13 protein-coding genes are annotated in these 12,946 nt (G+C 71.3%); 10 read left to right on the top strand and 3 right to left on the bottom strand.

Going from position 1 to position 12,946, the window contains the following annotated elements; genetic code table 11:
• Positions 1-222 precede the first annotated feature (222 nt).
• From ACF073_RS01990 to ACF073_RS01970, 5 genes are all read left to right on the top strand, one after another.
• Positions 223-1,224: a sugar kinase gene (locus tag ACF073_RS01990; RefSeq protein WP_392066856.1), complete on the top strand. Its 1,002-nt coding sequence runs from the start codon at positions 223-225 to the stop codon at positions 1,222-1,224.
• Complete coding sequence (locus ACF073_RS01985) at positions 1,221-1,985, top strand: IclR family transcriptional regulator (protein ID WP_392065959.1); 765 nt, start codon at positions 1,221-1,223, stop codon at positions 1,983-1,985. The genes ACF073_RS01990 and ACF073_RS01985 overlap by 4 nt, the downstream gene beginning before the upstream one ends.
• Complete coding sequence (locus tag ACF073_RS01980; protein WP_392065957.1) at positions 1,982-2,392, top strand: RidA family protein; 411 nt, start codon at positions 1,982-1,984, stop codon at positions 2,390-2,392. The genes ACF073_RS01985 and ACF073_RS01980 overlap by 4 nt, the downstream gene beginning before the upstream one ends.
• A gap of 111 nt (positions 2,393-2,503) precedes the next feature.
• Positions 2,504-4,009 (top strand): GntP family permease, encoded by a 1,506-nt coding sequence (locus ACF073_RS01975; RefSeq protein WP_392065955.1) that lies wholly within the window; start codon positions 2,504-2,506, stop codon positions 4,007-4,009.
• Positions 4,010-4,046: 37 nt separating this feature from the next.
• The gene (locus ACF073_RS01970; RefSeq protein ID WP_392065953.1) at positions 4,047-4,613 is read left to right on the top strand and encodes a hypothetical protein; all 567 of its coding nucleotides are present in this window, start codon (positions 4,047-4,049) and stop codon (positions 4,611-4,613) included.
• Positions 4,614-4,616: 3 nt separating this feature from the next.
• Here ACF073_RS01970 and ACF073_RS01965 read toward each other — a convergent pair whose 3' ends face one another.
• The 3 genes from ACF073_RS01965 to ACF073_RS01955 all read right to left on the bottom strand — a co-directional run bounded on the left by ACF073_RS01965 (position 4,617) and on the right by ACF073_RS01955 (position 8,937).
• On the bottom strand, positions 4,617-5,960 hold the full coding sequence (locus ACF073_RS01965; RefSeq protein WP_392065951.1) for a M14 family metallopeptidase: 1,344 nt from the start codon (positions 5,958-5,960) through the stop codon (positions 4,617-4,619).
• 203 nt (positions 5,961-6,163) lie between these two features.
• Positions 6,164-6,721 carry a lamin tail domain-containing protein gene (locus ACF073_RS01960; RefSeq protein ID WP_392065949.1) on the bottom strand — a complete coding sequence of 186 codons (558 nt, stop codon included), beginning with the start codon at positions 6,719-6,721 and terminating at the stop codon, positions 6,164-6,166.
• 497 nt (positions 6,722-7,218) lie between these two features.
• Positions 7,219-8,937 (bottom strand): chitinase, encoded by a 1,719-nt coding sequence (locus ACF073_RS01955; protein WP_392065947.1) that lies wholly within the window; start codon positions 8,935-8,937, stop codon positions 7,219-7,221.
• A 326-nt stretch (positions 8,938-9,263) separates the two neighbouring features.
• Here ACF073_RS01955 and ACF073_RS01950 point away from each other — a divergent pair, with 326 nt between their 5' ends.
• The 5 genes from ACF073_RS01950 to ACF073_RS01930 all read left to right on the top strand — a co-directional run bounded on the left by ACF073_RS01950 (position 9,264) and on the right by ACF073_RS01930 (position 12,931).
• Positions 9,264-10,145 (top strand): hypothetical protein, encoded by an 882-nt coding sequence (locus ACF073_RS01950; protein ID WP_392065945.1) that lies wholly within the window; start codon positions 9,264-9,266, stop codon positions 10,143-10,145.
• Between the two features lie 105 nt (positions 10,146-10,250).
• Positions 10,251-10,955, top strand: a complete 705-nt coding sequence (gene cpaB / locus ACF073_RS01945) for a Flp pilus assembly protein CpaB (RefSeq protein WP_392065943.1) — start codon at positions 10,251-10,253, stop codon at positions 10,953-10,955.
• A 9-nt stretch (positions 10,956-10,964) separates the two neighbouring features.
• A complete protein-coding gene (locus tag ACF073_RS01940; RefSeq protein ID WP_392065941.1) occupies positions 10,965-12,203 on the top strand; it encodes a CpaE family protein in 1,239 nt (412 codons plus the stop codon).
• Between the two features lie 58 nt (positions 12,204-12,261).
• The gene (locus ACF073_RS01935; protein WP_392066854.1) at positions 12,262-12,591 is read left to right on the top strand and encodes a pilus assembly protein; all 330 of its coding nucleotides are present in this window, start codon (positions 12,262-12,264) and stop codon (positions 12,589-12,591) included.
• 1 nt (position 12,592) lies between these two features.
• Positions 12,593-12,931 carry a TadE/TadG family type IV pilus assembly protein gene (locus ACF073_RS01930; RefSeq protein WP_392065939.1) on the top strand — a complete coding sequence of 113 codons (339 nt, stop codon included), beginning with the start codon at positions 12,593-12,595 and terminating at the stop codon, positions 12,929-12,931.
• Positions 12,932-12,946 lie beyond the last annotated feature (15 nt).

The following is a 12,946-nucleotide window of genomic DNA, read 5'->3' as shown; positions in this document are numbered from 1 at the left end:
CTCTCGGCCGTTGCGCCATATGCAACAGCCATTGCATGTATTGCTTACTGGTGTCTAGCATCTCGCCGAACACCGGGTCAACGGAGTCCGCCGACCGGTCATCGTCCGGCCCTCTCCGGCCCCCGTCCGGTCATGACAGGAGTCATCATCAACGACGCTGCTTACGCCTCGGCCGTTGCGCGTCCGCTGAACGTCGTGGACGTGGTCGCGCTCGGCGAGTCCATGGTCACCTTCCTGCCCACCCGCCCCGGCCGCCTCGCCGACGTGCCCTCCTTCGACCGGGCCATCGGCGGCGCCGAGTCCAACGTGGCCTGCGCCCTGGCCGCCTTCGGGCACCCGGCCCGCTGGGTCAGCCGGGTCGGCGCGGACGGCTTCGGCGACCACCTGGTGGAGCGGATCGCCGGGTACGGCGTCGACGTGACGGCCGTGCACCGCGACCCGGACCGCCCGACCGGCGTGTACTTCCGCACGGCCGGCGACCGGGGGACCGGCGCGCACGAGGTGGCGTACTACCGGGCGGGATCGGCGGCGTCGGCGATGTCGGTACGGAACACGGACCCGGGACCGGTACGGGCGGGACGCGTCCTGCACCTGTCCGGGATCACGGCGGCGCTGTCGGCGGACTGCCGCGACCTGCTGCACGAGCTGACGGCGCCCCGCCCGGGACGCCCCCTGGTCTCCTTCGACGTCAACCACCGGCCCGGGCTGTGGCGCGACACCGGCGGCGGCCGGGTCCTGCTCGGCCTGGCCCGGCGCGCGGACATCGTGTTCGTGGGCGAGGACGAGGCCGAGGAGGCGTGGGGGGTCACCGGCGGCCCGGAGGCGATCCGCGCGGCCCTGCCGGAACCGGCGCTGCTGGTGGTCAAGCGGGGCGCGCGCGGGGCGACCGCGTTCGCGCGCCCGGCCGGCGACGGCACGCACCCGCCGGCCGCCCGCGAACCGGCCCTGGACACGGACGTCGTGGCGACCACCGGCGCCGGGGACGCCTTCGCCGCAGGTTTCCTCTCCGCGACCCTGCGCGACCTGCCGGTGAAGACCCGCCTGAGGTACGGCCACCTCTTCGCCGCCGCCGCCCTCACCACCCCCGGCGACCTCGCGCCGCCCCCCTCCCGCCACCACGCCGACCGCCTCGCCGCCCTGGACGACGACGCATGGGGGAGACTTCGACTCGGCCCCGGCTGGACGCAAGCCGACGCGGCCCCCGAGGAGGCGAACACCCCATGAGTCAGACCGTCGACCGCGCCCTGAGCATCCTGCCGCTGCTCGCCGAGGGCCCCGCCGACCTCGGGCAGGTCGCCGGCCGGCTCGGCGTGCACAAGTCCACGGCCCTGCGCCTGCTGCGCACCCTGCACGAGCACGGCCTGGTCTACCGCCAGTCCGACCAGCGCTACCGCCTGGGCGCCCGGCTCTTCGCCCTCGCCCAGGAGGCGATGGAGAACCTGGACATCCGCGAGATCGCCCACCCCCACCTCGTACGGCTCAACGAGCAGTGCGGGCACACCGTCCACCTCGCCGTGTACGAGGAGCGGGAGGTGCTGTACATCGACAAGGTGGAGAGCCGCTACCCCGTCCGCATGTACTCGCGGATCGGCAAGCCGGTCGCCATCACGGTGGCCGCCGTGGCCAAGCTGCTCCTCGCCGACCTGCCCGAACCCGAGCGCCGCGCCGTCGCCGAGCAGCTCGACTACCCCCTGTACACGGCCCGTTCGACCCCGAACGCCGAGGCGTTCCTGAAGGAACTCGCCTCGGTGCGCGAACAGGGCTGGGCCACCGACCTCGGTGGCCACGAGGAGTCCATCAACTGCGTCGGCGCCCCCATCCGCGGCGCCGACGGCCGGGTGGTCGCCGCGATGTCGGTGTCCGCACCGAACGTGGTGGTCACCCGCGAGGAACTCCTCACGCTGCTCCCGCTGGTGCGCCGCACGGCGGACGCGATCAGCGGCGAGTACTCCGGAAGAACGCCAGTGAAGGGCACCCCCGCATGACCGAGAAGACCGCGCTCACCCCGAAGACCCACACCACCCCGCCCGCTAAGTTCTCGCACGGCGTGCGGAAGGGCAACATCCTCCAGGTCGCCGGCCAGGTCGGCTTCCTGCCCGCCGTCGAGGGCGAGGCCCCGACGCCGGCCGGCCCGACCCTGCGCGAGCAGACCCTCCAGACCCTCGCCAACGTCAAGGCGATCCTGGAGGAGGGCGGCGCGAGCTGGGACGACGTGATGATGATCCGCGTCTACCTCACGGACGTCGACCACTTCGCCGAGATGAACGAGATCTACAACACCTACTTCGGCGAGCAGGGCCTCACCCAGCCGCCCGCCGCCCGCACGACGGTCTACGTCGGACTCCCGGCCGGCCTCCTCATCGAGATCGACGCGCTCGCCGTACTGAGCTGACGGCGCCTCTCCTCCCTCCCGTACGTCCCGCACGGCGCGGCACCCCCGCGGGTGCCGTGCCGCGCTCCCCCCTGCCCGAAAGCACCATGCATTTACGAAGAGGACCCCCGTATGTCCTTTCCGCTCGCCGCCCCCGCCCCCGCCGCCCCGCCCCACACCGGCGGCCTGCTCCTGCTCGTCGACGGCACGCCCGGCCTGCTCATCGTCGCCGGCCTCGGCATAGCCCTGCTGCTCCTGCTGATCATCAAGGCCCGGCTCCAGCCGTTCGTCGCCCTGCTCGCCGTCTCCATCACGGTCGGCCTGCTGGCCGGCCTCTCGGTGACCGAACTCTTCGGCACGGTCCAGCGCTCCGACGCCGTCTCCACCATCGAGTCCGGCATGGGCGGCATCCTCGGCCATGTCGCGATCATCATCGGCCTGGGCACCATGCTCGGCGCGATCCTCGAAGTCAGCGGCGGAGCCGAGGTCCTGGCCTCGCGCCTGCTCACCCTGTTCGGCGAACGCCGGGCCCCGCTCGCCATGGGCCTGACCGGCCTGGTCTTCGGCATCCCGGTCTTCTTCGACGTCGGCATCTTCGTCCTGGCCCCGATCGTCTACGCGGCGGCGAAGCGCTCCGGCAAGTCCATCCTGCTGTACTGCCTGCCGCTCCTCGCCGGCCTCTCCATGACCCACGCCTTCCTGCCCCCGCACCCCGGCCCGGTGGCCGCGGCCGGCCTCCTCCACGTCCAGCTCGGCTGGGTCGTCCTCATGGGCATCGTCTGCGGCATACCCGCCGTGCTGGCCGCCTGGGCGTACGCCGCCTGGATCGGCCGGCGCGTCTTCGTCGCCGTACCGCAGGACATGGCCGAGGCGGCACAGGAGGCGAAGCGGGCGGTGCTGGACGAGCAGCGCGCCCAGGGGGTGACACCGCCGGAGAAGCCGGTGCCCCTCGCCACCGTCCTCGTCATCATCGGCACGCCCCTGCTGCTGATCCTCGCCTCGACGTTCTCCTCGATCGCCCTCGACCCTCCCCCGAGCTCCGAGCACGGGGGATCCCTGTCCGCCCGCTCGGTCCTGGAGTTCTTCGGCAGCCCGTTCGTGGCCCTGACCCTGGCCCTGCTCCTCGCCTACTACCTCCTCGGCATCCGGCGCGGCTGGTCCCGCACGTCCCTGGAGGCGGTGTCGACCGCGTCCCTCAAGCCGGTCGGCAACATCCTGCTGGTGGTCGGCGCGGGCGGCGTCTTCGGCGCCGTCCTGAAGGCCAGCGGGGTCGCCCAGGCCCTGTCGGACACCTTCCACGACGTGGGCCTTCCGGTGATCGTCCTGTCGTACCTGATCTCGCTGGTGCTGCGGGTGGCCCAGGGCTCGGCGACGGTGGCGATCGTGACGACGGCGGGCATCGTGGCTCCGCTCCTGACGGAGGGCCACCACTCCCAGGCGTTCGCCGCCCTCGTCATCATGGCCATCTCGGCGGGCTCCATCTTCGCCTCGCACGTCAACGACGGCGGCTTCTGGATGGTCTCCAAGTACTTCGGCATCACCGAGCGGGACACGCTGCGGACCTGGACGGTCCTGGAGTCGGTGCTGTCACTGGCGGGGTTCGTGGTGGCCGCGGTGGTCAGCGTGTTCGTGAGCTGACTGGTTCCGGCACAGGTACGTCGTCCATACTGCCGCCGTGGAGCAGCGCATAGGATCGAGCAGCCAGCCGTCGAAGGCCGAGCCGTTGAAGGCCGAGCCCGTGACGGGCGCCGGTTTCGACCCGGCCTTCATCCCGGGGATCACGGGCCCGGCACCGACGGGCCCGGTGACGAAGGAACCGGCGCCCGAGGACGCCGCGCCGTCGTCGTCCCCCGAACCGGAGGACGCGGGGCCGGCGGCCGCCGCGGAAACCGACGAGAGCGACGTGACCGACGAGAAGACGGACCACGAGGCCGATGAGGAGGCCGGCGAAGAGGCCGGCGACGGCCCGGTCTTCGAGGCGTCCGACCGCCGGGCGAGGATAGTGGCCGACCGCAAGGGCGTCCGCCTCAGCCTGGACGAGGAGGCCTGCGAGTTCCGCTGGGAGGAGATCGCGGCGGTGGAGACGGAGTCGCCCCGCTTCGGCAAGCGGTACACGATCACCGTGCACACCCCTGACCGCCGCTGGTACCCGATCGAGATCGAGGCGGCGGCCAGGGCGCGCTTCCAGGAGTGGGACGAGCAGCTCGACGCCGTGCTCGACGCCTACTTCGAGGAGGCGTAGCCGCTAAGCGCAGTACTGGGCGGCCTTGCCGATCGACCGGTACATGCAGTCCGCGTTCTCCAGCAGCTGCAACACGGCGTCCTTGTTACGGGAGGTCTCCCGCTCGATGACTTCGTCGGGCGGGTAGAACCCGCCTTTGGACGCGGACGCCGGGTACATCTCGAAGGTGTAGTCGAAGATCTTCTGCGTACCCCACAGATAGTCGTCGATGGACCCGTCCGTGATGTACAGATCGCTGGACTGCTCGGGGGTGTACCCGTTGCTCGCGGCCATCTTCTGCCCCACGGCCTTGAACGCGGCGGCGTCGTCGGCGGTCATGCCGGTCGCGGTGTCCGAGTAGGTCCACCCGAACGGCCACAGCACCAGCTCGGCGTAGGTGTGGAAGTCGATACCGGCCTTGATCTGCTGCTTGCCCCCGACGACCCGGCTCCGCACGAAGTCGGCGACGACCTTCACCTCGGGCGCGGACTCGGCGGCGGCCCCGCGGTAGGTCTCGGACGACTTGGAGCCCGACGACCCGCCGCAGCAGCCCCACTTGTAGTCCCAGTTCCGGTTGAGATCGGTCCCGACGTACGAGGAACCGGAGTTCGGCTGCCGGTTCTTCCGCCAGGACCGGTACGACCCGCTGGCGATGTCGTACTCCCCGCCGTCCGGATTCAGATCCGGCACGATCCATATCTCCCGGCCGTCGACGATGTTCGTGATCCGCGGGTCCGACCCGTACCCCGCGCCCAGTTCACGCAGCAGATACAGCGCCATCTCCACGGTCAGGTGCTCCCGGGCGTGCTGATGGGCGGTGAACAGCACCTCGGGCTCGTCCTCGTCGCTGCCGACGTTGTCGCTGACCTTGATGGCGACGATGTCCCGCCCCTGGTACGACTTGCCGATCACCCGCTTGCTCATGATGCCCGGGTAGGCGGCGATCCGCTGGTCGATCTCGGCGTTCGCCTCGGCGTAGTTGTGGTACTTCGAGTCGGCGCTGGGGAAGTCGTACAGCCGCGTCCCGGCCCGCCGCGGGGCGGCACCGAGGGGCTGGGCGTCATACCCCAGCCGCCGCAGCTCGCGTATCTGCTCCGCCCGTCCGGACACGACGACGGTCTCCTCGTCGGCCTCGTCGACGGTGACCCCGGCGGCCTGGAGGGCGGTACGGCTGACGGCGTTCGTCCGCTGATGGATCTCGTACTGCTGTACGCCGTCCCCGGCGGGCGCGGCCCGTACGGCGCCTTCGGCGCCGGCACGGGTGGCGGTGGCCGAGACGGGGGCGGCGAGGGCGAGCGCCAGCAGCGCGCCGAGAGCGGCGGTACGTCTGCCGCCGCGCGCGCCGGAGCCACGGATACGAAGTCGCATGAACGCTCCTTGGGGGTGGAGGTGGGGGTGTTCTGGTGCGACGTGCGGGCACGGACCTGTGAGTCCGCTGTGCGAGTGGCGCTCCATGGTCCGCCCATGTCATGACCCGGTCAACCAAAAAGGGGAAGCGCGGCCGAAAAGCGCCGGCACGGCGACAGTGCGCCACTCCGGGGCGAGTGGCGCACTGTCGGGACGCTGGGGGCTCAGTGGTGGCGGCCGTACCGGCCGCCGTCCCGGTGCCCGCGGTGGTCGCGGCGCTCGTAGCCCCATGAGACGGAGTCGATGTAGCGGCCGTGGCCGTTGCGCAGGATCGCGGTGTCGTGGCCGGTGTCCCACACGGACCGGCGGAGGTCCTGGTAGAGGTCGTTCTTGCGGTCCCGGCCGACCCCGGTGTGCACCCGCACGGTCTGGCCGGCGCCCAGCCGGTAGTTCCGGAAGGTGTAGACGTGACCGCCCTCGTCGGCCAGCGTCCACCCGTCCAGGTTCACGGCCCGGCCGCCCTCGTTGCTGACCTCGACCCACTCCTTGTTGAGAGCGGCGCGGTAACCGCCGTGCCGGACCGGCGCCTGGTGCTGCACATCGCCGATGACCACGTCGGGGCGGTGCGCGCGGCCGTGATCATGACCGACGGCCGGGCGGTGCGCGCGGCCGTGATCGTGATCGACGGCCGAGGCCGGCAGCGCCACGGAGCCCACGACGGCCGCGGCGGCGACGGCGACGGCGGCGGCACGGCGCACGCTGACGAGAACGGAAGCGGACACGAGGCCCTCCTTCACAAGGTGTGAACGGCGACCGATCGGCCGCACGCCCACACTGTGCGGCGGGGGGGCGGTGCGGATCGAGGAAGCGCGGGCGCTGTTACGATTCGCGGATATATCTGTGACTCTCTACGGCAATGTCCGCTTATGTGAGGAATGCTGGCTCTCGTGGCAGCATCGCGAAGTGGCCAACAGGGTTCGGGAGAATCAGAGTCCCCCGGTCTGGGGCCGATCTGCCGGTGCTGGAATCTGCTGGAGATGCCGGACGATGAGTTCGAAGTCTGAAAGAGCCTTGAGGCGGAATTCCTGATCGCAGGTGCTGACGGAGCGTACGACGTTCGCGAAAGCGGGGTCCTCACATCGGGAAATTGCCGGTCGCAACGTGACAGCGGCCTCGGCGGTCATGTCCGGCCAGCGGCGGGCCCGTACGGGGCCTGGGCGGGCATACGGCGGCGCCCGGACCGCCGGGGTCCGGGCGCCGTGGGGAGGTGAGGGTCAGGTCACGGCAGGGCGTGCACGTGCGCGCCCACCGCGTTCGACCACGCGTTGCCCGACGCGGCGTCCCAGTTGGTGGACCAGGTCATCGCGCCCCGCAGGTCGGGGTAGGTCTTGGACGGCTTGAAGGTGCCGCAGCCGGTGCCCTTGGCCAGGCAGTCCAGGGCGTTGTTCACGACCGTGGGGGAGACGTAGCCGCTGCCCGCCCCGCTCGTGGAGGCCGGGAGGCCGAGGCCGACCTGGGACGGGGAGAGGCCGCCCTCCAGCTGGATGCAGGCGAGGGCGGTCAGGAAGTCGACCGAGCCCTGGCTGTAGACCTTGCCGTCACAGCCCAGCATGGAACCGCTGTTGTAGTACTGCATGTTGACGACCGTGAGGATGTCCTTCACGTTCAGCGCCGTCTGGAAGTACGAGTTCGACGTCGACTGCATGTCGATCGTCTGCGGGGCCATCGTGAGGACCAGCGACGAGCCCGCCTTCGACGACAGCGAGCGCAGCGCCTGCGTCATGTACGTCGCGTTGAGGCCGTTCTCCAGGTCGATGTCGACGCCGTCGAAGCCGTACGTCTGCATCAGCGAGTAGACCGAGTTGGCGAAGTTCGCGGCCGACGAGGAGTCGTTGACCGAGATCGTGCCCTTCTCGCCGCCGATCGAGATGATGACCTTCTTGCCGGCCGCCTGCTTGGCCTTGATGTCGGCCTTGAACTGGTCGACCGTGTAGCCGCCGAGCCCGGCCGAGTCCAGGTTGAAGGTCACCGCGCCCGGCGTCGACGTCGCGTCGGCGAAGGCCACCGCGATGATGTCGTAGGCGGAGGGGACGTCGGAGATCTTCTGGACCGTCGCGCCGTTGTTGAAGTTCTGCCAGTAGCCGGTCACCGCGTGCTTGGGGACCGTGCCGCCCCCGCCGCCGCCCGAGCCGGAGGTCGTGGTGCCCGTCACCGCCGTCGACTTGGCCGACTCGCCCGCCGCGTTGGTGGCCGTGACCTGGAACGAGTACGACGTGGCGGCCGCGAGTCCGGTCACCGTGGCCGAGGTGCCCGTCACCGCGGTGATCTTCGTGCCGTTCCGGTACACGTTGTAGCCCGTCGCGCCCGACACCGCGGACCAGGACAGGGAGACCGAGGAGGAGGTCGTACCGGACACGGAGAGGCCGGCCGGGGTCGCCGGGACCGTCGGGGCCGGGTCGCCGCCACCGCCGCCGTCGGGGCCGTAGACCGAGAGGTCGTCGGCGTAGTAGGCCGCCTGGCCGTACCAGCCGTGGGTGTAGACCGTGACGGACGAGGTCGACGCGCCGGTCGTGAACGTCGTCGTCAGCTGCTTCCAGGACGCGGAGTCGGGCGTCCAGGTGGAGACGTCCGTGGTGCCGGTGCCGGTCACGCCCAGGTAGGAGTAGCCGCCCTGGACCCACGCGCTCAGCGTGTACGTCGAGTTGGGCTTGACCGCCACCGTCTGGGTGCACTGCGCGTTGTCCTGGCCGGCCGGGGTCGCCTTCAGCGCGGTGGCACCGCCGTGCACCGGGGAGGAGACCGTCGCGCCGCTGCCCGCCGAGCAGGTCCAGTTGGCCAGGCCGGACTCGAAGCCCGCGTTCTTGACGTTGTTGACGTCCGCCGCGGACGCCGGGGAGGCGGCGGCGAGGCCCGCGACCGAGAGGGCCAGGGCGGTGGCGGCGGACCATGCCGCGAGCCGCCGTCTGCGAGGTCTGGGTATGCCTGGTGCGCGGTCCACTGAAGCCTCCGGTGGGGAAGTCTGCGGGGAGAGGGAAGAGGGGAGAGGGGAGAGAAGGGGAGCACGGGGGAGGAAGGGAGAGGGCGGTGGCCATCGCTTGCCCTACAAGTTGGTCCAGACCAATCCGGGTGTCAAGAGGTCCAGACCAAAACCGTTTTCGCTCGCCGGCTCAACCTGTCCGGGTTTGGCGGGACTTGCTCCGGGAGAGTTCCACACCGGCTTCACAAACGCTGTTCTCCGGTCATACGGCCGTGGTTACAGTGCTCAGGTAGTCACGCAATGAAGTCGTCCTGGCGCATGGGAGTTACCCCGGTGGGCCGGCGGGTGTGAAGAGCGGGGAGCTGCGCGTGCCAACTGCCATTGCCGTGACCAGCGCCGACATGGCGCTGCCGGCGCAGGACGAACGGACCGTGCCCGCCGTCGTGCTGGCCGGTCTCGACCGCAAGCCGCTCGACGAGGCCCTCACCGAACTCCACACCCTCACCGAGCAGTACGGATATCTGGTCGTGGTCTGCTCACAGGCCACCCCGGAGCCGGTCGTCCGCCGGCTGCACACCCTGCGCTCGCTGCTGGAGAGCGACCGCATCGCCCTGTTCCGGCCCGAGCTGCCGCCGCTCGGCATCGCCGTCCTGGCCCGGCAGCTGCGCCAGCTCGCCTCCTGCGACCTGAGCCCGGGGGTGCTCGCCTCCGCCGGCCGGCTGCTCGTCCACTACATCCACGCCGGCGCGGTCCTCGGCTCCGTCGCCCGGCTCGACCGGGTCCCCGTCGGACTGAAGGCGCACGCCAGGTCCTGGGTGCCCGGCAGCCAGTTCGCCGTCGTCGCCCACCCCGAGCCCCAGCTCGTCAAGGTCGGTCCCGACATCACCCTCAAGGGGCCCGAATTCAGCACCTGGCTGCTGCTCGCGAAGGGTCAGCTGCCGGGCGACTGGGCCGCGGGCCTCGGCAGCCGGTGGGGTGCGCACGGCCAGCGCGAGGTCCCGCTGCCCGCGGAGTCCCCGGTGTGGTGGGGGACCGGCCGCATGGTCGAGTTCTGCGGCTACCTCGCCGACCTGTCGGTCCTCTACCAGCTGGTCACCTCCGTACGGCAGACCAGCTGCCACTGGTGCGGCATCGACGTCATCGGCGACCGCTGCGTCTTCTGCTCCGCCGGACCGCCCGTCCACGAACCCCCGGCCCCCCGCGCCCCGGAGCCGCGCACGCCCGCCTGACGCACCCGCAGCGACCCCCGAGCACAGACCCCAAAAGTGACCCCGAGCAGTGACCCCGAGCAGTGACCCCCCTCGACCGATCCCACCGATGAGGTTGCACGGTTCATGAACTCCCGTCAGCGCCGCGGCGTGATACTCCTGATCCTGTCGGTCCTGTGCGCTCTGGGCGCGTTCGCCGGCGTGCTCTCCGTCGTCCACGACGCGAACTCCAAGGTCGGCCCCGAGGTCACCGCCTACCGGGTGAAGTCCGAGGTCAAGCCGTACACCGCCCTGGACACCGACCAGTTCGAGAAGACCGAGATGCCCAAGCGGTGGCTGTCCGACAACGCCGTCACCGACCTCCGGCAGATCAACGGCAAGATCGCCGTGACCACCCTGCGCCCGGGCTCCCTGCTCCAGACCGACATGATCGTGGACCAGCCCGCCCTCCAGCCCGGCCAGCAGGAGGTCGCCATCATGATCGACGCGGCCACCGGCGTCGCCGGCAAGATCACCCCCGGCTCGCGCGTCAACGTCTACGCCACCTTCGAGGGGAAGAAGGAGGGCGACCCCGACCAGTCGAAGATCATCGTGACCAACGCCCGGGTCCTCGACGTCGGCCAGATCACCGCCCTCGACCCCGACGACGACAAGACCCGGCAGCCCGCCGAAGCCGTCCCGATCACCTTCGCGCTCTCCACCATCGACGCCCAGCGCGTCACCTACGCCGAGTCCTTCGCCCAGCGCGTCCGGCTCGCGCTCGTGGCCCCCGGCAGCGAGACCACCGTCCCCGACAAGGACCGCACCTACGAACTCGCGACGGACAAGTGAGAGGCGGCCATGCCCATCAGGATCCTCCCGGCCGGCGCGGACCCGGACGCCGTCCGCTCCCTCACCACCCTGCTCAGCCAGCTCCCCGACGCCGAGCCGCAGCCCCCGGTCACCGACTCCACCCAGCTGGCCGACACCCTCGCCCGGCTCGCCGCCGACTCCGTCGACGAGCTGCCGGAAGTGGTCGTCGTCCATGAGCGGATCGGGCCCGTCCCGGCCCTCGAACTGATCCGCGAGGTCGCCCTGCGCTTCCCGGCCGTCGGCGTCATCCTCGTCACCACGGACGCGAGCCCCGGCCTGTTCGCCGCCGCCATGGACTCCGGCGCCCGCGGCCTGGTCGCGCTCCCGCTGTCGTACGAGGAACTCGCCAGCCGGGTCCAGGCCGTCGCCCAGTGGTCCACCGGGGTACGACGGCACCTCGGGCACGGCGCCGAGGTGTTCACCGGGGTCGGCGGCACCGTCGTCACGGTCAGCGGCGCCAAGGGCGGGGTGGGCGCGTCGCTCACCGCCGTCCAGCTGGCCCTCGCCGCCCAGGCCTCAGGACGCGCCACCGCGCTCGTCGACCTCGACCTCCAGTCCGGTGACATCGCCTCCTACCTGGACATCCAGTTCCGCCGGTCGGTGGCCGACCTGGCCGCCATCACCGACATCTCGCCCCGCGTCCTCGCCGACGCAGTCTTCCGCCACGACACCGGCCTCGCCCTGCTCCTCGCACCCGGCGAGGGCGAACGCGGCGAGGAGGTCACCGACCGAGCCGCCCGCCAGCTGGTCAGCGCCCTGCGCTCGCGCTACGAGGTCGTCGTCATCGACTGCGGTGCCCAGCTCGGCGGGGCCGGCGCGGCGGCCGTCGAGATGGCCGACACCGCGCTGCTGGTCACCACCCCGGACGTCATCGCCGTACGCGCCGCCAAACGGACCGTGCGGATGTGGGACCGGCTGCAGATCCGCAAGGCCGAGGAGACGACCGTCGTCGTCAACCGGCACACGCGCGGTACGGAGATCCAGCCGGCCCTGATCCAGCGGATCACCGGTACGGCACTGGCGCGCACGGCCGTCCCCGCCAACTTCAAGGAACTGCAGGGCGTCGTGGACGCCGGGCGGGTGCACGAGCTGGACGCCAAGAGCACCGTGAAGCAGGCCCTGTGGGGGCTCGCGGGGGAGCTGGGACTGGTGAAGGCGCAGGACGACGGGGGCTCCCACCGGGGCGCCGGGCGGAGCCCGGTGGGCTTTCGGCGGCGGAAGGAGTGAGTGCTCCGTGAAACGGCCGGACGGGGACCGGGGACAGGTCAGCATCGAGTTCCTCGGGATGACACCGCTGATCGTTCTGACGCTGGTGCTGATGTGGCAGGCCGTGTTGGCGGGGTACGCGTACACGCTGGCGGGGAATGCCGCCGACGAGGGGGTACGGGCGGGAACGGCCGCCCCTCGCGGGGAACGGTGGGGGGTGTGCGAACAGGCCGCCCTCAAGCATCTGTCGGGCGCGTGGCGAGGGGGTGCCAGCGTGGAGCAGTGCGGCGGTACCGGGTTCGTGACCGCCGACGTGGCCATCAAGGTTCCCGTACTCTTCCCCGGCCTCATCGACTTCCCCGTCACGGTGCACGGCCACGCCGGCGCCGTGGAGGAGGTGAAGCACTGAGATGCCCAGCCGCCGTGGACGCGACCGGGGCCAAGTGGCCATCGAGTACCTGGGGTTCATCCCCGTCCTGCTGATCGTCGGACTGGCCGGCATCCAGATCGGGGCCGTCGCCTACGCCGCCGAGCAGGCCGGTACGGCGGCCCGGGCGGGGGCGCGGGCCGCCTCGCTGGGGCAGAGCGAGGGGGAGGCGTGCGCGCGGGCGGTGAGTCTGGACGTGGAGTGCGGGCGCACCGGCGGCGACGGCGAGTCGGTCACCGTCACCGCCCGCGTCACCATCCCCAAGGTCCTCTGGAACTTCGGCACCGCCACCAAGTCCGCCACCATGCCGCTCGACCACTGACCGAGGAGGTGCAGA

Source organism: Streptomyces sp. NPDC015171, from assembly GCF_043079545.1.
Classification (GTDB): Bacteria; Actinomycetota; Actinomycetes; order Streptomycetales; family Streptomycetaceae; genus Streptomyces.
This window is presented reverse-complemented; position numbering and strand designations above follow the sequence as displayed.

Bases quoted from the DNA above. Each gene is read 5' to 3' on its own strand.
- ACF073_RS01990 (WP_392066856.1), top strand. From the start codon at position 223: ATGGTCACCTTCCTGCCCACCCGCCCCGGCCGCCTCGCCGACGTGCCC.
- ACF073_RS01985 (WP_392065959.1), top strand. From the start codon at position 1,221: ATGAGTCAGACCGTCGACCGCGCCCTGAGCATCCTGCCGCTGCTCGCC.
- ACF073_RS01980 (WP_392065957.1), top strand. From the start codon at position 1,982: ATGACCGAGAAGACCGCGCTCACCCCGAAGACCCACACCACCCCGCCC.
- ACF073_RS01975 (WP_392065955.1), top strand. From the start codon at position 2,504: ATGTCCTTTCCGCTCGCCGCCCCCGCCCCCGCCGCCCCGCCCCACACC.
- ACF073_RS01965 (WP_392065951.1), bottom strand. From the start codon at position 5,960: ATGCGACTTCGTATCCGTGGCTCCGGCGCGCGCGGCGGCAGACGTACC.
- cpaB (WP_392065943.1), top strand. From the start codon at position 10,251: ATGAACTCCCGTCAGCGCCGCGGCGTGATACTCCTGATCCTGTCGGTC.
- ACF073_RS01940 (WP_392065941.1), top strand. From the start codon at position 10,965: ATGCCCATCAGGATCCTCCCGGCCGGCGCGGACCCGGACGCCGTCCGC.
- ACF073_RS01935 (WP_392066854.1), top strand. From the start codon at position 12,262: ATGACACCGCTGATCGTTCTGACGCTGGTGCTGATGTGGCAGGCCGTG.
- ACF073_RS01930 (WP_392065939.1), top strand. From the start codon at position 12,593: ATGCCCAGCCGCCGTGGACGCGACCGGGGCCAAGTGGCCATCGAGTAC.